17 protein-coding genes are annotated in these 23,426 nt (G+C 71.5%); 13 read left to right on the top strand and 4 right to left on the bottom strand.

Features of this window, described 5'->3' with window-relative positions:
* The first annotated feature begins 1 nt into the window (after window position 1).
* The 4 genes from O7543_RS17340 to O7543_RS17325 all read left to right on the top strand — a co-directional run bounded on the left by O7543_RS17340 (window position 2) and on the right by O7543_RS17325 (window position 10,299).
* The gene (locus O7543_RS17340; RefSeq protein ID WP_281552867.1) at window positions 2–4,210 is read left to right on the top strand and encodes a TIGR02680 family protein; all 4,209 of its coding nucleotides are present in this window, start codon (window positions 2–4) and stop codon (window positions 4,208–4,210) included.
* On the top strand, window positions 4,207–5,517 hold the full coding sequence (locus O7543_RS17335; RefSeq protein WP_281552868.1) for a TIGR02679 family protein: 1,311 nt from the start codon (window positions 4,207–4,209) through the stop codon (window positions 5,515–5,517). Before O7543_RS17340 ends, O7543_RS17335 begins: the two co-directional genes overlap by 4 nt.
* Before the next feature lie 97 nt (window positions 5,518–5,614).
* The gene (locus O7543_RS17330) at window positions 5,615–7,942 is read left to right on the top strand and encodes a 2OG-Fe(II) oxygenase (protein ID WP_281552869.1); all 2,328 of its coding nucleotides are present in this window, start codon (window positions 5,615–5,617) and stop codon (window positions 7,940–7,942) included.
* Window positions 7,943–7,995: 53 nt separating this feature from the next.
* The gene (locus O7543_RS17325) at window positions 7,996–10,299 is read left to right on the top strand and encodes an SEC-C metal-binding domain-containing protein (protein WP_281552870.1); all 2,304 of its coding nucleotides are present in this window, start codon (window positions 7,996–7,998) and stop codon (window positions 10,297–10,299) included.
* Window positions 10,300–10,320: 21 nt separating this feature from the next.
* On the opposite strand, the gene O7543_RS17320 is transcribed toward O7543_RS17325, so the two are convergent.
* On the bottom strand, window positions 10,321–11,229 hold the full coding sequence (locus O7543_RS17320) for an SDR family oxidoreductase (RefSeq protein ID WP_281552871.1): 909 nt from the start codon (window positions 11,227–11,229) through the stop codon (window positions 10,321–10,323).
* Window positions 11,230–11,349: 120 nt separating this feature from the next.
* Between O7543_RS17320 and O7543_RS17315 the strand changes: the two genes are divergently transcribed.
* The 5 genes from O7543_RS17315 (at window position 11,350) to O7543_RS17295 (ending at window position 14,752) form a co-directional block, all read left to right on the top strand.
* A complete protein-coding gene (locus tag O7543_RS17315) occupies window positions 11,350–11,919 on the top strand; it encodes a TetR family transcriptional regulator (RefSeq protein ID WP_281552872.1) in 570 nt (189 codons plus the stop codon).
* 158 nt (window positions 11,920–12,077) lie between these two features.
* Window positions 12,078–12,899 (top strand): SAM-dependent methyltransferase, encoded by an 822-nt coding sequence (locus O7543_RS17310; protein WP_281552873.1) that lies wholly within the window; start codon window positions 12,078–12,080, stop codon window positions 12,897–12,899.
* A gap of 84 nt (window positions 12,900–12,983) precedes the next feature.
* Window positions 12,984–13,928, top strand: coding sequence for an acyltransferase domain-containing protein (locus O7543_RS17305; protein WP_281552874.1), 945 nt, complete (start codon window positions 12,984–12,986; stop codon window positions 13,926–13,928).
* Between the two features lie 138 nt (window positions 13,929–14,066).
* A complete protein-coding gene (locus O7543_RS17300; protein ID WP_281552875.1) occupies window positions 14,067–14,345 on the top strand; it encodes a type II toxin-antitoxin system prevent-host-death family antitoxin in 279 nt (92 codons plus the stop codon).
* Window positions 14,342–14,752 (top strand): type II toxin-antitoxin system VapC family toxin, encoded by a 411-nt coding sequence (locus O7543_RS17295; protein WP_281552877.1) that lies wholly within the window; start codon window positions 14,342–14,344, stop codon window positions 14,750–14,752. Before O7543_RS17300 ends, O7543_RS17295 begins: the two co-directional genes overlap by 4 nt.
* A gap of 140 nt (window positions 14,753–14,892) precedes the next feature.
* Here O7543_RS17295 and O7543_RS17290 read toward each other — a convergent pair whose 3' ends face one another.
* Both O7543_RS17290 and O7543_RS17285 read right to left on the bottom strand, forming a co-directional pair.
* The gene (locus O7543_RS17290) at window positions 14,893–16,116 is read right to left on the bottom strand and encodes a retropepsin-like aspartic protease (RefSeq protein ID WP_281552878.1); all 1,224 of its coding nucleotides are present in this window, start codon (window positions 16,114–16,116) and stop codon (window positions 14,893–14,895) included.
* Window positions 16,113–16,691, bottom strand: a complete 579-nt coding sequence (locus O7543_RS17285) for a helix-turn-helix domain-containing protein (protein WP_281552879.1) — start codon at window positions 16,689–16,691, stop codon at window positions 16,113–16,115. The genes O7543_RS17290 and O7543_RS17285 overlap by 4 nt, the downstream gene beginning before the upstream one ends.
* A gap of 121 nt (window positions 16,692–16,812) precedes the next feature.
* On the opposite strand from O7543_RS17285, the gene O7543_RS17280 reads away from it, so the two are divergent.
* Window positions 16,813–17,358, top strand: coding sequence for a sigma-70 family RNA polymerase sigma factor (locus O7543_RS17280; RefSeq protein WP_281552880.1), 546 nt, complete (start codon window positions 16,813–16,815; stop codon window positions 17,356–17,358).
* The gene (locus O7543_RS17275) at window positions 17,355–18,080 is read left to right on the top strand and encodes a hypothetical protein (protein ID WP_281552881.1); all 726 of its coding nucleotides are present in this window, start codon (window positions 17,355–17,357) and stop codon (window positions 18,078–18,080) included. The genes O7543_RS17280 and O7543_RS17275 overlap by 4 nt, the downstream gene beginning before the upstream one ends.
* A 104-nt stretch (window positions 18,081–18,184) precedes the next feature.
* Here the strand turns inward: O7543_RS17275 and O7543_RS17270 are convergent, their stop codons facing one another.
* Window positions 18,185–18,400 (bottom strand): hypothetical protein, encoded by a 216-nt coding sequence (locus O7543_RS17270; RefSeq protein ID WP_281552882.1) that lies wholly within the window; start codon window positions 18,398–18,400, stop codon window positions 18,185–18,187.
* A 379-nt stretch (window positions 18,401–18,779) separates the two neighbouring features.
* Between O7543_RS17270 and O7543_RS17265 the strand changes: the two genes are divergently transcribed.
* Together O7543_RS17265 and O7543_RS17260 are read left to right on the top strand one after the other, a co-directional pair.
* The gene (locus O7543_RS17265; RefSeq protein ID WP_281552883.1) at window positions 18,780–21,251 is read left to right on the top strand and encodes a hypothetical protein; all 2,472 of its coding nucleotides are present in this window, start codon (window positions 18,780–18,782) and stop codon (window positions 21,249–21,251) included.
* Window positions 21,248–23,377, top strand: a complete 2,130-nt coding sequence (locus O7543_RS17260; RefSeq protein WP_281552884.1) for an MBL fold metallo-hydrolase — start codon at window positions 21,248–21,250, stop codon at window positions 23,375–23,377. Before O7543_RS17265 ends, O7543_RS17260 begins: the two co-directional genes overlap by 4 nt.
* Window positions 23,378–23,426 lie beyond the last annotated feature (49 nt).

Here is a 23,426-nt window from a genome sequence, read left to right as displayed (position 1 = left end):
CGTGACCGCCGCAGCCACCACCGCCGCACCGACGTCCATGCTGGACCGGGAGCTGCCGGTGCCGGACCGGGAACGGTGGCAGCCACTGCGGGCCGGGCTGGTGGACATCTTCTACTACGACCAGGAGGAGTTCCACTTCCACGGCGGCAGTCTGCTGCTGCGGGGCAACAACGGCACCGGCAAGTCGAAGGTCCTCGCGTTGACCGTACCGTTCCTGCTGGACGGTGAGCTGACACCGTACCGAGTGGAGCCCGACGGGGATCCGCACAAGCGGATGGAGTGGAACCTGTTGCTCGGTGGACGGCACCCGCACCCGGAGCGGACCGGCTACACCTGGCTGGAGTTCGGCCGCCGCGACGCCGACGGCACCGCCCGGTACCTGACCATCGGCTGCGGACTGAAGGCGGTGGCCGGGCGCGGAATCGCCCGGCACTGGTACTTCGTCACCAGCCAACGGGTCGGCGCCGATCTGCAGCTGCTCACCCCCACCGGTACGGCGGCGACCCGGGACCGGCTGCGGGACGCGATCGGCCCGGTGGGGATGCTCTACGACCGGGCCGTCGACTACCGGCGGGCGGTCGACGAGGCACTGTTCGGCCTGGGCGACCGGTACGACGCGCTGGTGTCCCTGCTGATCAAGCTGCGGCAGCCGCAGCTGTCCAAGCGTCCGGACGAGAAGACCCTGTCCCGGGCGCTCGGCGACGCGCTACCGCCGCTGGACGAGAACCTGATCGCCCAGGTCGCCGAGGCGTTCCGGGGTCTCGACGACGAGCGGGAGACGCTGACCGAGCTGCGCGAGACGAAGAAGGCCGCCGACGACTTCCTCACCCGCTATCGGCAGTACGCGCGGATCGCGACGAAACGCAAGGCCGCGGTGCTGCGGCAGCAGCACAGCCGGTACGAGCAACTGGGCCGCGAGCTGGGCGACGCGCAGCGGGCGCACGAGCAGGCCGACCGGGCGGTACGTCAGGCCGAGGTCAGACTGGCCGAGCTGGACGCGCGCGCCACCGAGCTGCAGGCGCGCCGACGGGCGCTGGCGGAAAGCCCCGAGGCGCGTACCGCCGAGCATCTGCGTCGGCTGCGGGAGGCGGCCGATCAGCGGGCGACGTTCGCCGACCAGCAGGCCAAACGCCTGCGTGACGTCGAGGCGGAGGCGGCCCGGACCCGGCGAACCGCCGAGCAGACGGCGCAGGAGCTTCAGTCGGCCCAGCGGGACGAGGCTGCGGCCCGTACCCGGGTGGCCGGCGGTGCGGCGGCGGCGCGGATCGCCGACCGGCACCGTGACCGGGTCCTCGCCGCCCTGCCGGACGACTCCGCCCATGGGCTCGACGAGGCGCGCCGGGCCGCCGGCCAGCTGGTCCAGGATCGGCGGGCCGCGCTGCGTACCCTCGATCGGCTCCGCGCGGCCGCCGAGTCGGCCCGAACCCTCGCAGACCGCGCCCGGGAGGAGGTCGACCGGCTGGACGCCGAGGTGGCGGCGGCCGACGAGGCGGTCACCGACGCCGAGACCGCCGCCGCCGAACAGGGCGAAACCCTGGTACGGCGCACCGGCGAGTACCTGACCGGGCTGGTCGAGCTGTCTATCGCCGACCCGGAGGCGGTGCTCGGCCGGCTCGACTCCTGGGTGAGCACCCTCGACGGGGACAACCCGGCCGCCCGGGAGGTGACCGCCGCCAGCCGGGCAGCCGCCGAGGCGATCGCCCGCGCCGACGCGGCGGTGGAGGCCGAGCAACGGCGGGTCGCCGACCGGGTCGGGGAGATCGACGCCGAGCTGCGTCGGCTGACCGACGGGGCGCACCAGCCGCCACCGGCACCGCACACCCGGTCCCCGCAGCTGCGCCTCGACCGGCCCGGCGCACCACTGTGGCGGGTCGTCGACTTCGTTGAAGGCGTGCCGCCGCAGGTGCGTGCCGGCATCGAGGCGGCGCTGGAAGCCGCCGGGGTGCTCGACGCGTGGATCGACCCGGACGGCACGGTCCGCGACCCGGACAGCGGCGACGCGCTGCTGCGACCAACCGACGAGGTGGCGACGAACCTCGGGACGCTGCTGCGTCCGGCCATCGACGACGCCGACCCGCACGCCGCCGCGCTGACCGGGCCGACCGTCGCCGCCGTCCTCGCCGCGATCGGCCTCGGCGCGGAGTCCGGTGCGGCGACCTGGGCCGACACCGACGGCGGCTTCGGCATCGGCGTCGTCACCGGGCGGTGGACCAAACCGGACGCGGAGCACATCGGCGACGGCGCCCGGGAAGCGGCCCGCCGGGCCCGGATCGCTGCGCTGCGCGCCGAGTCCGACGAACTCGCTGCCGTGTCGGCCGACCTCGCCGAGCAACGCACCAGACTGGACGAACGTCGGCGGGCGGTCGGCCACGAGACCGAGAGTCTCCCCTCCGACCAGCCACTACGCGAGGCGCACACCCTGGTCCGTGGCGCCCACCAGTTGCGCCGGGACACCGCCTGCCGACGTGACGAGGCGGCGGCGAGGCACCGTACGGCGGTCTCGGCGGCGCAGACGGCGCTGGCCGAGGCGACCGAGTTCGCCGACGACGTGGGTCTGCCACACGACGCCGACGGGCTGGCGGAGGTTCGCGACGGGCTGCAGGACTACCAGGTGACGTTGGCCGCCTGGTGGCCCACCCTGACCGGGGTACGCGATGCGACGCGCCGCCGCGCTGAGGCGTCCCGCACCTACGAGGAGAAGCAGGAGAAGCTCGAACCGGCCGCGATCGAGGCGGCCGAGGCGGCCGAGGCGGCCCGGCTGGCCCGGGTGGAGTTCGAGACGTTGGACGCGACCGCCGGCGCGACCGTCGCCGACCTGGAACGCCAGCTCCGCGAGGTGGCCGACGCCGAGCAGGAGTGCCAGCGGGAAAGCCGGGAGACCCGGCAGCGCGAACGCGACGCCTGGGGTGCCCGGGGCGACGCCGACGGGCGACGGGACCGGCTGACCGAGGAACTCGACGGGGCCACCGCCACCCGGGACGCCGCCGTCGAAGTGCTGCGGGCCTTCGCCGACACCGGCCTGATCGCCCTGGCCTGCCCCGAGCAGGAACTACCGGACACCCGACAGCCGTGGGCGACGACCCCGGCGGTGGCCGTGGCGCGCGGCGTCGACCGGCTGCTCGCCGACGTCGACGACGGTGACCGTCCCTGGGAACGGATCCAGCACCAGGTCAGCCTGGACATGAAGGTGCTCACCGACAGCCTGTCCCGGCACGGACACCAGGTGCTGCCCGCCGTCCGCGAGGACACCATGATCGTGGAGGTGGTGTTCCAGGGGCACGGCCGCTCCGTCGCGGACCTGTCCGCCGCCCTGGTCACCGAGATCGACGAACGGCAGCGGGTGCTCTCCGCCCACGAGCGGGAGGTGCTGGAGACCCACCTGGTCAACGAGGTCGCCGGAGCGTTGCAGGAGCTGGTCGCCGGCGCCGAGCAGCAGGTTGCGACGATGAACGGCGAGCTGGAGGAGCGGCCCACCTCCACCGGCATGCGGCTGCGGCTGCTGTGGCGGCCCACCCGCGACGCCCCGCCCGGCCTGGCCGAGCTGCGCGCCCGGCAGCTGCGGCAGAGCACCGACGTCTGGAACGACGCCGACCGTCGAGCGATCGGCGCGTTCCTGCAGGAACAGATCAGCCGGGAACGGCTGCGCGACGAGGCGGCGACCTGGCACGAGCAGCTCACCCGGGCGTTGGACTACCGGGCCTGGCACGAGTTCGCAATCCAACGCCACCAGGACGGGCAGTGGCGGCCGGCCACCGGCCCGGCCTCCGGTGGTGAACGGGTGCTGGCCGCCAGCATCCCACTGTTCGCCGCCGCGTCCTCGTACTACGGGTCGGCGGGCAATGCGCACGCGCCGCGGCTGATCGCCCTCGACGAGGCGTTCGCCGGGGTCGACGACGACTCCCGGGCCAAGTGCCTCGGGCTGCTCGCCACCTTCGACCTGGACGTGGTGATGACCAGCGAACGGGAGTGGGGCTGCTATCCGCAGGTGCCCGGACTGGGCATCGCGCAGCTGGCCCGGCACGACGGCATCGACGCCGTCCTGGTCACCCCGTGGCGGTGGGACGGGCGGGAACGGCACCGGATGCCTCGGGTCGAGCTGGCGGTACCGCAGCAGCGACCGACCCGCCCGGACGGCGAACCCGACCCGACCCGACCGGACCCGACCGGACCTGACGGCTCGGAGCAGCCCGCTCTGTGGTCCGCCGAGTGACCGGACCGGACGGCGATGTGGTTGGGCCGGATCTCGATGTGGTTGGGCCGGATCTCGATCGGCTGCGCCGGCAGCTCGGCGGGGCCGACACCGAACGGGTCGTGCAGCGGGTCCGCCAGCGGATGGCCCACGGCCGGCCGCTGGCCGGCACGATCTCGCTGAGCCAGCCGACACCGGCCGAGCGGCTGGCGGTGCAACGGCTGCTTGGGCGGCCACCCGCCCGGGGCACCTCGCTGACGGTCAACCTCGACGACCTCGACCAGGTGGTCCGCCGCAGCGGCCTGCACCCGGACGGGCTGGCCGCCGCCGTCGAGACCCTCCTCGGGCCGGTGCCGGTGACCGCCGAGGTCCGCGCCGCCGCCGACGCCGCATGGCGTACCGTGCTGGAGCCGTTGGACCGGCTCGGCCGCCGCGCGCCGCACCTGGCCGACTGGTGCGGCGACCGCACCACGGTCGCGCTGGCCCGCCGACTGTCCGGTACGCCGGACGCGGCGGCCCGGCTCGTCGAACACCTGGTCGCGGTGCTGGCGGCGTTGCCTGCCGACGGTGCTCCGTTGGCCCGGCTCGCCGCGCAGACCACCGGCGACGCGCACGCCCTCGACGCCGACCGTCCACTGGCCACCCTCGTACTGTCGGCGGTGCGGGCCGTCTGGTGGCCCGGGGACGACGAACCGACGTCCCCGGCGCAGCGGCGGCGGGCGCTGTGGGACAGCGCCGGTGTCCTTGTCGACGAACTATCGTCGACCGTACTGACGCTCAACGTCGTGGCGAGTCCGGGCAGCCGGCTGTCCGCCCTGACGGCGCCCGCCGCGACGGCCGGTGAGCCGCTAGTGCTGACCCTGCGCCAACTCGGCCGGGAGCGGTCGACTTTCCCGGCCGGCACCGTCCACGTCTGCGAGAACCCGACGGTGCTGGCCGCGGCGGCCGACCTGCTCGGTCCGGAGTGTCCGCCGCTGGTCTGCGTCAACGGCCAGCCGAGCACGGCGGCGCTGCGGCTGCTGACCGGCCTGACGGCCGGTGGCGCGCGGTTGCGCTACCACGGCGACTTTGACTGGGGCGGGGTACGGATCGCCAACCTGTTGCGCTCCCGGGTGCCGTGGCAGCCGTGGCGCTACGACGCCGCCGCGTACCGGGCGGCGGTGGCGGGCGCGGCCGTGGTGGGCGCCGTGTCGGGGACGCTGACCGGCCGGCCGGTCGACGCCGGCTGGGACGCGGAGCTGACCGCTGCGATGAGCCGGCACGGTACGCGGGTCGAGGAGGAGCTGGTCCTCGACACCCTCCTCGCCGACCTGTCCGGTGCCCAGTAGCGCGTGATCATCCTGCCCATAGTCGACTGTCGCACCGGTTGTCCGCTGAACGGACGTGCGAGTGGCCCTACCGGATTGTCTGGCCTAGAGTCTGCGCGTGCCAGCATCCCCCGTTACCCCGCCTGACCGACTGGCCGCGCTACTGGGCACCGTTGGCCCGGCTGGCGCGTTCAGCGCACGTCGTACCGCGTCACCCCATGGTCTGAGGCTCGCGGTGCGCGGTGTCGGGCCGATCGCCTTGCCGGCGGCCGCCGAGCAGGCGAAGCAGCTGTGCTCAGTTGGCCGGCCGGCCAGGTTCGGCAAGGGTGAGCAGACGCTGACGGACGCCGGGGTGCGCGACACGTGGGAAGTCCCGACGAGCCTCGTCGACATCGACGAACAGCGGTGGCACGAGACGCTCCACCCGATGCTGGACCAGCTCCGGGCCGACCTCGGCCTGCCGCAGGGGTGCGAGCTGGTCGCCGAGCTGCACTCGATGCTGGTGTACGCGCCCGGCCAGTTCTTCGCGCCACATCAGGATTCGGAGAAGGCTGATGCGATGATCGGCACCCTGGTGGTGACGTTGCCGTCGGAGTCGGCCGGCGGCGTGCTGTCGATCGAGCACGCCGGCCGGACCGGGAGCTACGAATCGTCACCGGACGAGCTGACCTTCGTCGCGTTCTACGCCGACTGTCGGCACCAGGTGTCGCCGGTGACGACGGGCCACCGGATCGTGTTGACCTACAACCTGTTGCTCGCCGGTGACCCGGTCACCCTGGCCGCCGGCTCGCTGGGCCAGGACCTGGTCACCGAGTTGACCGGCTGCCTGGACGATCACTTCGCGGAATCGGCCGACGGGCCCGCCCGGCTGGTCTACCTGCTGGACCACGAGTACACCCAGCGGGCGTTGGGCTGGGACCGGCTCAAGGGCGACGACGTCGGACGTGCCGCAGCGGTGCGGGCGGCCGCGCAGGCCGCCGGTTGTGAGGTCACCCTGGCGTTGGCGGAGCTGCAGGAGACCTGGAGCGCCCTCGACCCCGAGGAATCATGGGGCCGCTGGGGTCGGGGCCGGAGTCGGTACGGCCGGTATCGGAACGACGAGGAACCCAGCGGCGGGAGCGGGTCGGGCAAGTACGAGCTCGAAGAGCTCATCGACTCGTCGATGACCCTCGACTGCTGGCTGGACGAGTCCGGCGAGGTGGTGCCGACGTCGCTGCGGGTTTCCGACGACGAGGTGTGTGCCACGACGCCCACCGCGAACCTGTCGCCCCAATCGTCGGAGTACGAGGGGTACATGGGCAACTACGGCAACACGTTGGACCGGTGGTACCGCCGGGCGGCGATCGTCGTGTGGCCACGTCGGTGGACCTTCGCGATCCGTGCGCAGGCGTCGCCAGGCTGGGCCCTCGACCGGCTCGCCGGTCTGCTGCGGGCCGGGGACGTCGCCGGTGCCCGGAGCAGCGCCGCCACGCTCGCCTCGTTCTGGCGGGTCACCCCGGCGGCCGGTGAGCTTGTTGCCGGGCGGGCACTGGCGGTCGCCTGGGAGCTCGACGAGCCGGACCTGGCTGCCATGCTGCTCGCGCCGCTGCGGGTGGAGGCGCTGGCGCCGGCCGACGCCCCGGTGCTCGCCCGCCTCGCCACCCGCTACGGCGAGTCCTGGGCCCGGGATCGGGTCAACGGCTGGTTCGGCCGGAACTGGCTGTCCCGTTCGTCGCTGTTCGACAAGCAGACCCCGGACTGGCTGGCATCGCTGCCCGCGATGTGCGCGGCGCTGCGGGCCACCTCCGACGCCGGGGGTGTGCTGGTCGGCCGGCTGCTGGTGGCCGGTGTCTGGTCCGAGCTGCACGGCCGGGCCCGAGGACTGCTCAGCTACCCGGCGGCCCGCGACCGGCGCAGGTACCTCGCGGACCTGGGGCCGCAGATCGCCGTCGTCCTGGCTGGTGCCGCCAGCCTCGGTACGGCTGACCTGGCTGACGGGCCGGTCGAGTTCCTCTGTCAAGACGAGGACGACGTGCTTGGCTGCGCGATGTCGACGCTGCGGGCCACCCGCGCGACCGCAGCGGACCAGGCGGGGCAGCAGGTGACCGGCCTCGACACCCTCACCGCGCACGCCGCCCGGCGGCTCGAGCAGCGGCTCGCCAGGCCAGTTCGGGCCGCCGACGACTGGTCGGTGGAACTGCCCAAGGGATGCGACTGCGAGCTGTGCACCACCTTGGTGGCGTTCCTCGGCGATCCGGCGCGCCGCACCTTCGAGTGGCCGCTGGCCGAGCAGCGCCGCCGCCACGTCCACTCCCGCATCGACCAGGCCGACCTGCCGGTCGACCATCAGACCCGGCGCAGCGGGCGACCGTACACTCTGGTGCTGCGCAAGACCGACGCGCTCTTCGATCGCGAACGCGAGGCCCGCCGCCGCGCCCAGGAAGACCTGGCCTGGCTCACCCACTGACCGAGCCGGCCGGTCCGACCCCGACCACTCCGAACAGCTACGAGGACCCGAGCATGCCGATCACGGCCGTCCGACAGATGGCGTACTTTCCACCCTCGGCCTACGAGCAGGCGTGGGAGCGCGGCCTGCTGGACGCCACCAACTACCGGGACCACGCGGACTACCGCCGCGAGATTCAACAGCAGCTGCAGGCCCTGTCCACCGACGGCCGAGGCCCGATCCGGATCGTCGCGCTGGACGTGCCCGGCCTGCTGGCGTACGCGGAACAGACCGGCCAGGACCCGACCAGCCGGCAGACCCGGCTGGGTTTCGTGGGCTGGCTCGGTGAGCAGGGCGCCGACACCGTCGCCTGGCCGCCGGAGCGCAACGCCGGGTGCTGGTGCGGCTCCGGCCGCAAGTACAAGAGGTGCTGCGCGGCACCGTCGTTCCTGGCGGTCGAACCGGCCGACCCGGCGTCGCTGGTGCTCACCGTCGAGCTCGACGGGGTGGCGCAGCGGGTGTGGCGGCGGGTTGCCATCCCGTCGAACACCCCGCTGGATCGGGCCCACCGGATGCTTCAGGAGGCCTTCGAGCTGCCCGGTGAGGGGTCGTACGCCTTCCGCACCGACGAGTACACGATCGTCGCGCCCGGGTCTGGCCAGCGTGGTGTCCCGGCGGACGGGGAACGGCTGGTGTCGATCGCCACCGAACTCGGCGACCAGTTCCACTACTTTCACGGCCACGGCCGGAGGTGGCGCCACACGGCCACTCTCGACGAGATCCGGCCCGGCGGACCCGGCAACACGTTCACCGTGCTGGCGGGTGACGGCAGCTGGCCGGCCGAGCCGGTCGCCGACCAGGTCAGGCAGGCGATCGATGGGCTGATGGAACTTGCCGAGTCCAGCGCCGACGTGGTCGCCGCCGAGGCTGAGTCGTTCCGTGAGTTCGGCGACCGGGCCGACCCCATGGACGTGGAAATCCACACCGCGCAGCTGCTGGCCAGGTTCGACCAGACCCAACCGTCGGGGTCGATCGGGCTGGCGATGGGGGCGCTCTCCATCGCGAACCGGCGGCCGAGACCGCACGTGGCGGCGTTCGTCGCCGCCGTGAACCACCTGATGCCCGGCCTGGTCACGGGGAAGGCGCTGACCGACCTGGCCCGGCATGGAGTGCCGTTTCCGGCATGGGCCGAGCGGCTCGGCAAGGTGGACCCACGGCGGGCGTGGCGCTACCGGGACGCCTTCGGTGATCAGGAGGCCGTGCTGGTGACCTTCGGCTACCTCGGCGACGCCGCCGAACACGGCATCCTCGTCGAGATCGCCACCTGCCCCACCCCCGCGGTCAGCGTGGTCCACCTGTCTCGAAGCGTCGACGCGCTGCGGGAGGTGCTGGAAAAGTCCGCCGCCACCGCCGCCGGCCCGGTGATCCTGGAAGAGACCACCCTGGCGTGGGCGTCCGGGGCGTTGGCCGGCGTGCTCCGGCGAGTCAGTTCTGACCTGCCGGCCGAGAGCCGGGCCTGGCTGCCGATCGTGGCGCAGCGGGTCGACCTGCTCCCACAGCCCGAACCGGTCGAGCCGGCCCGCCACACCCGGGCGGACCGGGCTGCGGCGGTCGACGGGTTCCTGGCCGCCACCGCACCCCTGCCGGGCGTCGACGGCGACGTCCTGCGGTTCTGGGCGCAGGTCCTGGCCGGTTCCACCGGGACGGACGGTTCGGCGCCGACCCGGATCGGGCCGGTCTGGCTCGGACACGTCCTCGGCGAACACGTCCCACGTACCTTCGAACTGACCCTTGCCCAGCGGGCCGGGCTCAGTGCCGCCGTCACCGCCTGGGCCGGGTGGGCGGCCGAGCAGCAGGGCCTGCCCGCCGCCGCTGTCGAGGTGCTGGCGGCCCGGATCGCCGAGATCGACGAGGCGTTCGACCGCGCCTACGCCGACCCCGAGCGGGCGGCCGCCCGCAGCTATCTCAGCGACATCACGCCGACCACCACCGACGGGGAAGACCTGCGGCGGGCGTTCGCGCTGCGAACCGCCGCCGTCCCGGTGGCGCGACCCGGGCAACTGACCGAGCAGCCGCTGTGGGTGTCCGATTTGGCCGACCGGCACCGGATTCTCGCCGCCGAACTCGAGTCGTGGGAACTGGCGCCGAGTCAGTCTGTTGCGGCCTGGTCCGCCGCGCTCACCGCGATCAGCGACCAGCTCTGGAACCTGGAGTCCGACCTGGCCCGCGAAACCATGGACTACCTGGACCAGGTCGGCCCGGACGATGAACTGCTCGGCGACCTCACCGAGCTCGCCGTCGAGCACGGCCTCGGTACGACCAGGTTCAACGCGGCAGCCCGCGACCGGCTCACCCCGGATCCCGAGGACCTCGGCTGAGCGTTGGTCGCGTCGGGGACGTCACGCCTGGAAGTAGTGCCCGTCGTGCAGGTCGGCGATCAGGCCGGGGCGGCTGGGGGACCAGCCCAGGAGTTCCCGGGTGATCGCGGCCGACGTCGGATTGTCCAGTTGGGCGAACGGCCCGAGGAAGCCGAAGTAGTCGTCGGCTTCCTCGGGGCTGATGCTGCGGACCGGCACGTCGAGGTTGCGGGCGATGGCGGCGGCGATCTGTCGGAAGGGGACTCCTTCGTCGGCGGCGGCGTGCAGGCGGGAGCCGGCCGGGGCCTTTTCGAGGGCGAGCCGGTAGAGGTCGGCCGCGTCGAGCGTGTGCACGGCCGGCCACCGGTTGGTGCCTTCGCCGACGTACGCCGCGTACCCGTGCTGCCGGGCGGCGGCGACGAGGACGGTGACGAAACCGTTGCGGTCGAGCGGGCTGTGCACCGTCGGAGCGAGCCGGACGACGCAGGAGCGCACGTCGTGGGAGGCGAGGCCGATCACGAAGTTCTCCGCGTCGACCCGGTAGCCGCTCGGGAGAGCGTCGTGTTCAGTGCCGGGGCGGCCGACGAGTCCGCCCATCGCGAGCATGGCTGTGCCGCCCGTGCCGACCAGCGGTTTGCCGGAGCCGCTCAGACCGTCGGCGAGTGCGTGGAGGGCGGCCAGGTCGGCACCGGCGGCGCCGGTCAGGTCGCCGGTGAGCAGTAGGTCGTGACGGAACGCCAGGTGGATGACGCCGTCGGCGGCGTTCGCTTCGGTGCGCAGAACGTCGAGGTCGGACAGGTCGGCGCGACGCGTCCCGGCACCCAGTTTCTCGATCGCGGTAGCGGATGCTTCGGAGCGGGCCAGGCCGACGACGTCGTGTCCGGCGGAGATCAGGGCCGGCACGACCGCCGAGCCGAGGTGGCCGGAGGCGCCTGTGACGAATACGCGCATGTTGGTGTTCCTTCGTGAGTGCCGATGTCGCCTAGTGACATCACCCTACCTTGTGATGTCACTAGGCGACATGGCTGGATCAAGAAGATGTCGTAGTGTGACATCGGATACCATCGCGGCATGGCCCGCTGGCAACCGGACGCACGCGGCCGCCTGGAGGCGGCCGCCTTCGAGCTGTTCCGTGAACGCGGCTTCGAACAGACCACGGTCACCGACATCGCCACCCGTGCCGGCCTCGACAAACGCACCTTCTACCGGCTCTTCGGCGACAAACGCGAGGCGCTGTTCGGCGGCAGCGAGCAACTGGAGGACCTGCTCGTCAAGGCGGTGACCGAGACGGACGCCGCCCCCTTCGAAGCGGTCGTCGCCGCGTTCCGTCAAGTGGCGGAGGAGATCTTCGCCGACCGTCTCGAGCTGGTCCGGGTGCGCCAGACCATCATCGAGAGCAGTCCCGAGCTGCAGGAACGTGAGCTGCGTAAGATGGGCTCGCTGGCGGCCGCGGTCGTTGCCGCGCTGTGCGCCAAGGGCCTTGACCAGACCGCGGCGACCCTGGCCACCGAGTCGGGTGTCACCGTGTTCCGGGTCGCGTACACCCGCTGGGTCGAGCCCGGCAACCGCGACTCGCTCACCGACCTGATCGCCGAGGTCGCCAGCGAACTACAGGCGATCACCTCGCCTGTTCGACGGTAGTTGCCGCGCGGTACGCTGCCGGCTTGACGGCTGTCGCGGGACGACGGTGCGCCCGCCGGGCCAGCACACAGTAAACCGTCCAGTAAGCTCGGTCGCCCGTTGGCCGTCGGCGCGACAGCCGACGGCCCGGCGTACTCAACTGGGTTCCGGAGGTTCTCATGGCCGACCACGACGCAACGCTGTTCGACCGGCTCGACACCTCGGTGCCGCATCCGGCCCGCCGATACAACTACTGGCTCGGTGGGAAGGACAACTTCGCCGTCGATCGGGCCTCGGCGGACCAGATCGCGGCGGCCTGGCCGAGCGCGCCGATCGCGGCGCGAGAAAACCGCCGCTTCCTCGGCCGGGCGACCCGGTTCCTGGCCGCCGAGGCCGGGATCAGGCAGTTCCTCGACATCGGCACCGGCCTGCCCACCGCGGACAACACGCACGAGATCGCCCAGGCGATCGCGCCGGAGTCGCGGGTGGTGTACGTCGACAACGATCCGATGGTGATGGTGCACGCCAGGGCCCTGCTGACCAGCACCACCCAGGGCAGAACGTCCTACATCGAGGCCGATCTGCGCGAGCCCGGCAAGATCCTCAACCATCCCGACCTGCTCGCCACCCTGGACCTGTCCAAGCCGGTCGGGCTGATGCTCGTCGCGGTACTGCACTTCCTGCCGGGTCGAGGGGCGGCCGCACCGGTCGTCGCCGAGCTTGTCGACGCGCTGCCGCCGGGCAGCTACCTGGTCGTCAGCAACGCGACCAAGGACTTCCTCCCGGCACCGATCGCAGCGGTCTACGACCGGATGCTGGCTGCCGGGCAGACCGACATCTGGCCCCGGGAACGCGCCGAGTTCGCCGCGCTGGTGGAGGGCCTGGACCTCGTACCACCCGGGATCGGGGTGGTGAGCGACTGGCGCGCCGACGAGCAGGACCAGCCACGTCCGGCGGCAGCCGACGTGTCGGTGTACGGTGCGGTCGCCCGAATTCCCTGACCGCCGCACCGGGCAGCGCAGTTGCCGGAGGCGAGTCGCCCGCAGCACGCCGGTAACTGCGGCCTGGGCGGTAGCGTCGTCCGGGTGAACCTGGACGAGACCGCCGCCCGGCTCGGGGTGCCCGTCGCCGACGTCGAGCGGGTGCACCGGCTCGCCGGTGACCGGCCGTCGGCTCCGCTGCCGGCCAGGGCCGACGCGCCCGCGATCCTGGACCGGCTCGCGGTGCGGCCGGACGACGCCGCCGAAATCATGGCCGGCTGGCCGGATCCCGACTCGCCGCTGTGGACTCCGGAGCTGCGCTGGCTGCTCGACCGGACGATCGCCCTGGTCCGGGCCGACCTCGGCGGCTACGGCTGGCTGGCACCCGGCCCGGAGCTGCCCCGCGACCGGGGACCCGCCTGGCGGCACCTCTACGTGTACGCGTACCTGGCCCTGGTCGACGTCGTCCGGGCGTACCACCGCGCCCACGGCATCGCCGACGCCGTGTCCTGGGCGACCCTCGCGGACCTGGGCCGCAACCTCGCCATCGACCGGCGGATGCGTGGCGAGGGCTGGCCGGTGATGCAGGCCTGGCTGACCCTGCACGTGCGCGGCGGCCTCTACGAGCTGGGCCGGCTGCAGCACCACCGCAGCGACACCGCCATCGAACTGCACATCCCCGACGCGGGGCCGCTGACCCCGGAGGCGGTCAGCGCGTCACTCGACGCGGCCCGCGCGTTCTTCCCCCGGCACTTCCCCGACGGGCGGTACGCGGCGTTCGCCTGCGGGTCGTGGCTGCTCGACCCGCAACTGCGGGAGTACCTGCCGGCGGACTCGAACATCGTCCGGTTCCAGCGCCGGTTCGAGCTGGAGCCGTACCAGGAGCAGGACGGGCCGGACGCCGACGTCGAGGTGCTGCGGTTCGTGTTCCGCACCCTGAGCACGCCGCTCGACGCGCTACCACGCCGTACCGTTCTGCAACGCGCCGTCGTCGACCACCTGTCCGCCGGCCGCCACTGGCAGTGGCGCCGCGGTCGCTTCCCGAGCTGACCACGCCTGCTCTGCACCCGGCTCGGTAACCGCGACGGCCGAGGCGGAAACGAGGCGGGTGACGGCCGACCGGCTGTCTGCTGTCGCCGGATCACCAGGAGCTGGAAACGTAGAACATCTAGTTCTACACTCGTGTCCATGGAGCGTATCGGTGTCCGAGAGCTGAATCAGAACACGAGTCAGGTGTTGGCTCGGGTGAGTGGTGGCGAGACTGTCGAGATCACCGACCGCGGACACCCGATTGCCCGACTTGTTCCGGTAGGCGACGACCGGTCGGTGTTGGCGAAGCTGGTAGCGGCGGGGCGAGCCGTCGCCCCCACCGGCGGCGGCTCTGTGCCGCTTCCCCCGAAGCTCGGTGACGAGGATGTGGACGTGGCCGCCTCGCTTGTCGCGATGCGTGACGAGGAGCGCTGGTGATCTATCTCGATTCAGCTGCCGTCGTCAAGCTGGTTCGGCAGGAGGTGTGCAGCGCCGACCTTGTCTCCTGGCTCAACAAGCACGACGATGTGCCGCTGGTCTCCTCCGCTCTCGTCGAGGTGGAAGTGCCCAGAGCGCTGCGCCGAGCAGCTCCGCAAGCGTTGATCGGCGTGCCGGCTGCCGTCGGACGGCTGTTCCGACTCGAGATCGACAGCACGATTCGGGCGACCGCAGCCGCGTTCGCCGAGCCGACGCTCCGCAGCCTCGACGCCATCCACCTGGCCACCGCCCAGGTGCTGACCAACGAGTCCGGCACGGCACTCACTGCCTTCGTAACCTACGACCGGCGGCTGCTCGACCATGCCAAGGAAGCAGGACTACCCGTAGCAAGCCCCGGCCAGAACTGACCCACAAAGACGAGGTACCGCCACCACCGTTACCCAGGGTGTGCCGACTTTGCCTGGCCCGCTTTCGCCGCCGCATGGTGGCGTTGCCAGACGCAGGCGATTCAGCCGAGATCTAGCCGGGCTTGCTTTGCCGCCCTGCCTCACGAGAGCTGGGCCGGCTGGCGGAAGGCGTACTCGTGCCGGTCGAAGTCGATGGTCCAGGCGTACCTGCTCAGGAAGGCGTGCGACAGCAGACCGTCGATCCGTACGCCGCCGAACGACGCCCACGGTGCACGTCTACCCGGTGCGGTGGCTACGAACTGCCGCTGCTGCCGCAGCGGGCCGAGTGAGATAGGTGCGTCGGTGTCGAAGTGCGGGCCGGCGGCGCGGGCACGGGGGACTCCCCAGGAGCGGTACCGCCGGGCTGTCGCGTACAGGCAGGCCTGCCGGGGCGGCGATCCGTCGTCGCCCCGGACGACGTACGCGAGCCCGGAGTCGATGAAGTAGTTGAGATCCTGGCGGTCGCCGAAACCGCCACGGGCGAACATGTAATGGTCGCTCCACAGGTGGAACGGAATGCGTGCGGCCTCGGGCCAACTGCCGAGCAACGCCTGATGCGTGGCTGACCCGTCGGGGTCGCGACGGGGCGACAGGAGCAGCCGTTCGCCGGGGTAGTCGACGGTGGTGAGGAACCGTTGCAGGACGTTGGTGCCGATGACCACTACATCCTGGCCGCCTTTCAACGTGGGCATCGCCTCGACGGGCACGTTGGTCAGCGTGGCGTCGCCGAGGGTCAGCTCGTGGGCGAGGCCGGTGTAGCTGTCGGTGCGGGTGGTGCCGTGGTGCTGCCGGCCGGTGGCGACGAGCCGGATGCCGAGCGCGTCGGCGCGCGGGGTGCCCATGACGATGAAAGGCCCGCCGGTGTCGATGACGGCGTTCACCTGGTGGCCGTCGATGGTCGCGGCCACCGCCGGCAGGTACGGCGCCAACGCGTGGTCGGCGAACGGCAGCGTCGTGGTGCGGCCGAGGCTGCTTGTCAGCGGGTGGTCCACTCGCAGCTGAAGGTCCGGCGGTGTCGGTCGTCGCGGCCGTCGCCGGCGCAGGTACGCCGCCGCTTCGGCTGGTCTGTCCAGATGCAGCAGTGCCTGCGCGACGAGCCCGTCCAACCGCCTGAAGCCCAGCGGCCCTGGTCGCAGCGTCGCGTGGTGTGCCAGCGCCTGTTCGTAGCGTCCGCACACGTAGTCGGTGAGGAACAGCAGGTGCGCGCGTTGCCGAGGGCTCACCTGCGCCGCCAGCCGTTCGACCTCGCTGACGTCTCCCCGGGTCCACGCCCGCCACGCGGCGCGGGCGGACCCACTCGGCAGCAGCCCCTGGTGCCGGCTCACCGCTCCTCCTGCGCTGGCGGCGGTTGGCCGCCGGTGTCGAGGTCGGAAGTTGCGGCGATGATGGTCAGCAGAGGGATGACTGCTCGCGGGGTCAGCTCGTACTCGCCACGGCGGGGCTGGGCGAGCAGGCCGGCCGTCTGTAGGACGCGCAGATGGTGGTAGAGATGTCCGGTCGAACTTTCGCCGAGCACCTCCTGCAGCTGCGTACGGGTGCGTGGCGCGCCGAGCAGTGCGGCGAGCAGGGCCAGGCGTGCCGGGCTGCCGAGGGATTCGAGCGTGCCGGCGGCGGCTGCCCAGTCGGCGGCGGCGAGATCCTGGACGCGATGCTCCATGACCCACTGGTATTCGCGGCGGCCGAACCCGGCTGCCCCCGCATAGGTGATCGAGCCGGTCTCCGTCGGCTCTCCGGAGGCCTCGGCACGCTGCTCACGTAGCCGGTCGAGCAGCCCCAACGCTTCGCTTCCGGCTGCTCGACCGGTGCCTGACCCACCGCTGCCCCGGCCTGCCGCCGTTTCCAACTGCTCGACGCGCCGCTCCAGCGCGGCGATCCGCAGCTCCGTTGAATCCGATGCCACCCGGTCACCCCTGATCGTTGTTCCGGAATTTCGTACTAGCGTACAAAGTTGGCTGCAACGCTGTCAACGACGCCCCCGCGCGGGCGGTAACCCCGACGGCGGAGGCGGAAACAGACCAGGCATGGACGACGATCGGAGACGATTCGCGGAGCTGTTCCGGCGGCACTACGGCGCGGTGATGCGGTACGCGGCCCGCCGGGTCGGCCGGGAACGCGCGCCGGACCTCGTCAGCGAGGCGTTCCTCGTCGCCTGGCGACGCCTGCCGGACGTGCCGGACACCGACCCCCTGCCCTGGCTGTACGCCACCACCCGGCACCTGATCGGCAACGAGATCCGGGGCCGGGACCGGCAGGCGAGGCTGACGACCCGGCTGGGCGCGGTCGTCGAGACGGTCACGGCCGACCACGCCGATGCCGTGATCGACCAGGTACGGGTACACCGAGCGTTGGCGCAACTGTCCGAAGCAGACCAGGAGGCGCTGCGGTTGGCCGCCTGGGAAGGACTCGACGCCACCGCCGCCGCCACCGCCATGGGGTGCAGTCGTACCGCGTACAAGGTGCGGTTGTTCCGGGCCCGGCGGCGGCTGGCGGCCGCGTTGGAACCGGCCCCGACCAGGAGGCCGGCGGACGCCGAGCTCTCCCCGCTGACTCACGAAGGAGGATCATGATGGAAACCGATCGACTGATGCGCGACGCGGATCCGGTGGCCGACTGGCGGGTGGACGCCGAATCGTCCCGGGCCACGGCGATGCTGGCCGGAATCCTCGCGCAGCCCCGGTCCGACGCCGCGCAACCTTCCGGCTTGGCGGCGGTACGCCGTCCGCGTGCCGCTGTTCGTCGGGTGCGGCACCGGCGGCTCGCGTTCGGCGGGGTCGCCGCCGCCGCGGTGGCGGTGGCCCTCGCGGCGTCGACGATCTGGCTCGACGGCCCCGGCGGCGCCACCCCCGCATACGCGGTGACCGCCAACCCGGACGGCTCGGTGGAGCTGATCGTGGAGTGGGACCGGCTCGACGATCCAGCTGGTCTCGCCGCCGAACTGCGCCAGGCCGGCGTACCGACGGAGGTGCACTACGACGTGCCAGCTCGGCCCGTACCGTTCTGCGATCCATCGGAGACGGACAAGACAGGCGAAGGCTTGAACAACATGAGCCCCAGCGGGGAGCCGATCTCCACTGACGGATACGTCATGCGGCCGGCGTTGTTCCCTGAGAACAGCGTTCTGACCATCTCGCACTACTCCGACCCGGCGACTCAGATGACGTACACGATGCTCTATCTCGCGCCGACCGACGGCACATACTGTGCCCTGTCAGGCGTGCTTGGCTCAGCCCGCTACACGGGGCCCGGCCCGCACCCGACGAGGATCGTGTGGCCGCAGCCGGCCGAGTGACCGTGCGGCTGTGTGTCGAGGTGACGCTGACGCACCTCAAAATCGCGTTTGAGGTGCGTCAGCCTCACCTCGATGGCTAGTCTCGGGCGTGCGGGCAACGCCCGTCACGGGCCGAGGAAAGCCAGCGCTACGACCGCGATGTCGTCGCGGCAGCGGAAGGCGCGTTCGCCCGCATACACGACAACTCCATCGATCAGTTCCTTGCCGATGCGGTCACGGAGCCAGTGCAGATGCTTGGTGTCGGTGTCCTCGACGCGATAGGCCAGCTTGCCTTCGACACCCAGCACCCGGCCGTCCGCGTGTCGAGCGTGCAGGTCCACCTCTGCTCTACCAACGCAGGTCGCTTACTCTGCCGAACGCAGGCTCCGCTACCTTCGAGGAGCACGGGAGCTGACAGCGTCGGGTCCGCCGTCAGCGCAATCGTTGCCGGCGGCCGTCGAGCTGGGGAAGAGCGGGAGCTGTCGCCGCTGACAGGCGGTGTCCCGGCCGATCACCAACTCGGCAGTACGGCGGCAACGAGCGATCTGTGTCTGCCCATGAGGTCTCCCCATCGCTCCATCAGCGTCGCTGGACGGCGGTACGGTGACCTCATGCGGGCTGTCCGGATTGGGCTACCCATCGCCGTGCTGTTCGTGGTCGCCAGCGCGGCTGCGGTCGCCGTACCGCTGGTGCGGGCCAGCATGTCGGCAAGCGAGCCGGATGAGCGGCCTGCTGCGGCTGTCGAGCAGTTCGTGTGTGCCCAGGTTGCGGGTGCTCGTGGTCCGCCGGTCGCCGACCCCGCAGGAACTGGTGGAGCTGCTGCGCAACGAACCGCCGGACCACGCGGTCGTCGTGCTGTATCTCGGCATCCTCGATGTCACGGCGAGACGGGATCTGGCGACAGCATTCCGCAGCGGCCGGAAGCTACCGGCCGTCGCGGTGGTCGACGAGGTGGCCTTCGCATACCTGGTGGCCCAGCCGGAGCCGGGCCGGCACATCACGATGGCGATCACCCTCCCGTTCACCTGGGCCACCCCGTTCACGCCGGACGTCGCCGGGCTGGTTCCACAGGAGATGTTTCACGGGCGTACCGAGGAACGGGACCGGGTCGTCGACATGATGGGCCCGTGCATCGTGTACGGCGGCCGGCAGTTGGGCAAGTCGGCGCTGCTGAGGGCCGCCGCGCGCGATTTCGAGGACGGTGGAGCGCGGTACGCGATCTACCAGTCGATCTACAAGGTCGGTCAGGCGACCCCGGTCGACGCGGTCTGGACGACGCTGTGGCCACAACTGGCGGACAAGGGGATAGTGCCCCGCGACCTGCCATCCGGTGACATCGCCGAGGAGCTCACCAACCGTGTCTCGGCGTGGATCGGTGGACGGTCGGGTCGACAGCTGCTGCTTCTGCTCGACGAATCGGATTCGTTTCTGGACGCGGACGCCACCGACGGCAAGTTCGCTCACGTCACCCGGTTCAAGGATCTGATGGAGAGCACCGGCCGGGCGGTGAAGGTCGTCTTCGCCGGCCTGCATCAGACGGCCAGGTTCGAGCGGCTGGCGAATCACCCGCTCGCGCACTTCGGGGACCCGGTCTGCGTCGGCCCGCTGGCACCGCAGCCGGCCTACGACCTGCTGACCCGACCGTTGGAGGCGCTGGGCCTGCGGTTTGAGAACCACGACCACGCCTCCCGGGTACTGGCGTTGGCCAACAACCAGCCGGCGTTGATCCAGCTGTTCGGCGCTCAGCTGCTGCGCAACCTGCAGCGGACCCCGGCGTCGGGTGTGCTGCCGCAGGCGGTGACGCTCGACGACATCGAAGCGGTCTGGGCCGACGCCTCGCTGCGGACATCGTTCCGCAAGCGGTTCGACTGGACCTTGAACCTGGATCCGAGGTACAAGGTGATCGCCTACAGCGTCGCCTACCACACCCATGACAACGGTGTCGGCTCCGCGCTCACAGCGGCGCAGCTGCGAGCCGAGTGCGAACACTGGTGGCTGAAGGGCTTCGCGGCGCAGGACATGCGGGCTGGCGAGTTCCGTGCTCTGCTCGACGAGTGCGTCGACCTCGGGGTGCTGTCCTACATCAAGGGCAGGTACCGGCTGCGTACCCCGAATCTGCACGACCTGCTGGGCACTCAGGAGGAGGTGGACGAGTTCCTCGCCCAGGCCGACTCGATGCCGCTTCCGGAGAGTTTCGACGCGAGCATGATGCGCCCGCAGTTCGGCAGCGGTGTCACCCGGGGCCCGCTCACCTCCTCGCAGATCGCCGACCTGTTGGCGCCGCGTCGCCAGGTCCGTCTGATCGTCGGTTCCGCGGCGCTGACCGTCGAGCGGTGCGCAAAGGTGCTACAGGAGGAGAAGGAAAAGGCGTACCACTCCGGAAGGCTCGGTACCCATCTGCGGGACGCCACGCCGATGACGTTGCGTCACGCATGCCAGCAGGCCACGCTGAAGTCGGCGGGTGGGCACGCCGTGGTGTACGTCGATGTGAGCGACGCCACGGTCGACGTCGCGCGGGAGACCTGGCGTACCGCACGCGAAATCATCGCCACGCGGACCGGGGGCACGTTGGGGATCGTCCTGATCTCCGGGGTGGCGCAGGCACCGTTATGGCTGGAGGCGCAGGAGCAGTCCGACATGTCATGCGGGGTCACCGGTCTGCGTCGGTACGGCCGCACCGACCTCCGGTTGTGGCTTACCGACACGACGCTGCCGTTCCAGGACGACGCTACCCGCAACGAACTGTTGGCGGTCACCGGCGGCTGGCCGGTGCGGATCAACAAGGTCGCCGAGGCGTTGACTGAAGACCATGAGCTGCACACCCGGACGGATCCACTCGACCGGGTACGGGCAGAGTTCTCGTCGATCGAGCATGCCGAGGCGTTGGTCGCGGCCAGCGGGATACGCAGCGACGAGGTGCTGCGACAGGCATGGGAGACGCTGGTCGCGGAGCACTACGACGATCGGATCGACCCGGAGACGATCGCGTGGGCGCTGACCGAGCACGCGGTGAACAGTGAGGTGGACCGGGGCTGCCTCACCGAAGAGTATCTGGCGCAGACCCCGTACAAGGACGCGGCCGGGGTGGTCGAGGTGCTGCGGATTCTCGGCCTGCTCATTCTGGATCCGGCGGACGGTCTGCTGCACCTGGAACCGGTGATGGCCGCAGCGACCCGGGCTGTCGGCGGATGAGCCGTACGTCGCAGCAGCTGCTCGACGAACTGATCGGTGAAGCTGCCCGGGTAGCGGTGACCAGTTCCCGCTTCGCGGACCATCAGGCTGACCCGGCGGCCTTCGCGGAGGCAAACCGGGGTCAGCTGCTGCTGCTCATCGTCCGGTACCCGAAGCTGCGAACCGCCCTCGCCGACCAGTACGCGGACCGTCTCGCCGGGGCCGATCCGCTGCTGCGGCAGCTGACCGGGGCTGATCCGGTCGTCGCCAGTGCGGCGGCCGCTGCGTTGGCCGACCGCAAGGTCCTGCTCCCGCAGCCACGGTCGAAGAAGTCGGAGAAGCCGTCATCGACCGCTGACGAACGGCGGATCGCCAGGCTGCGACGCGACATCGAGGAGTCACGTGGGGCCCGTGACCGGGCACGTGGTCAGCGTGACTGGGCGACCCGGGAACGTGACGAGGCCAGGCGACAGCTCGACGCCGCGTTGACCGACCGGGACGACGCCCTTACGGTCGTCGAGTCGCTACGGGCGCAGCTGTCGATGGCACGCCGGGAGGTAGCGGCGCTGACCGCTGACGTCGCGCATGCCGCCGGTGTCCTGGTAGAGGTGGCCGCGCCGGTCGATGCGACGCCCGCGATCGACGTCGACCCGCGCGAGACGACGCAAGCCAGGGTGCCGGTTCACCCGCAGGACGCCCGCCTGGTCGCGGCACTTGACGCCGGCAAGGTCGATCGCGAGTCGTTTCTCCAGGTGATGAGGGCGCTGCAAATGCCCTGGCCGCCGCCGTCGCCGCAGTTCAGCGCTGCTACCAGAGACCGCGAACTGACGGTGAAGCCGCTCGGCGGCGGCACCGAGATCGGCGGCTCCTGCCTGCTGGTGGAGGTCGGCGACGTACGTCTGTTGGTCGATGCCGGGATGCGGCCCCGCCAGCCGCTCGACCGGTCGGGTCCGCCGCTCATCGGCGAGGTGCGCGGTGGCCGGCTCGACGCCGTCGTGGTCACGCACGCCCATCATGACCACGCGGGCTACGTGCCGGCTCTCGTCGCCGACCATCCTGGCCTGGCTGTCTACTGCACCGCGGACACGGCGGCGTTGCTGCCGACGATGTGGGCGGACTCGGTCCGGGTGTTCGACCGCCGGGTGGCGCGGACGCCACCCGGCGGGCCGGAACTCCCGCTGGCTCCGTACAGCCAGGCGGAGGTCGATCAGGCTCAACGGCGTCTCCGTCCGTTGGGCTTCGGCGCGTCGGCCGAGATCGCCGCCGGGATCACGATCGAACTGTTTCCCGCCGGGCACATCCTCGGCGCCGCCGGGGTGGTGGTCACCGCTGGCGAGAGCAGGCTGACCGTCACCGGTGACGTGTCGAACCAGGCCCAGACCACCGTGCCCGGCCTGATCGTCCCGCAGTCGGCGCAGGGGTGCGGACTTCTGGTCATCGAGTCGACCCACTGCCAGCGCAACACCAACCGGGAAGCGGAGGTGGAGCAGTTCCTGGCGACGGTGCAGGAGACGGTGGCTTCCGGCGGACGGGTGCTGGTGCCGGCGTTCGCGTTGGGCCGGGCACAGGAGGTGGCGTTGACGTTGCGCCGGCGCCTGCCGGACGTACCGGTGCTGCTCGACGGGCTGGCCAAGGAGGTCGCCCGGATCTACGAACAGCAGACCGAGATGCGTCCGGACCCGCTGTACATCTACGGCGACCAGGTGCGGGAGGTACCGGCGACCCAGCGCGGCGAGCTCATCGCGTCATTCCGGCGCGGCGTCATCATCACGACGTCGGGCATGCTCACCGCCGGGCCGGCGGTGCAGTGGGCACGCGCCGTGCTGCCCGACCCGAACGCAGCCCTGCTGTTGGTCGGCTACCAGGACGAGGAGTCGCCGGGAGCGGCGTTGCTGGCGTTGTCGAAGGACAGCCGGGCCGGTTTCGAACTCAACGGCGCCCGGGTCGAGGTCAACGCGCAGGTGTCGAAGGCCGGTCTGTCGGCGCACGCCGACCGCCGCGGCCTGACGTCGATCGTCCGCACCGTCGGCGCGGAGGATGTGATGCTGGTGCACGGGTTCCCAGCTGCCCAGCGGGAGTTCACGGAGCACCTCACCCGGCTGGGTCACCGGGTGGTGAGGACCGGACGGTGGCAGCAGCGACGCTGAGTCGCTCCCGAAGAGCATCGTCGCACGTGGTCCCATACCTCGGGTAGGC

Source organism: Solwaraspora sp. WMMA2080 (assembly GCF_027497395.1).
In the GTDB taxonomy this organism is placed as follows: domain Bacteria; phylum Actinomycetota; class Actinomycetes; order Mycobacteriales; family Micromonosporaceae; genus Micromonospora_E.
The sequence above is the reverse complement of the archived record's forward strand: the minus strand, read 5'-3'. Positions and strand labels throughout refer to the sequence as shown.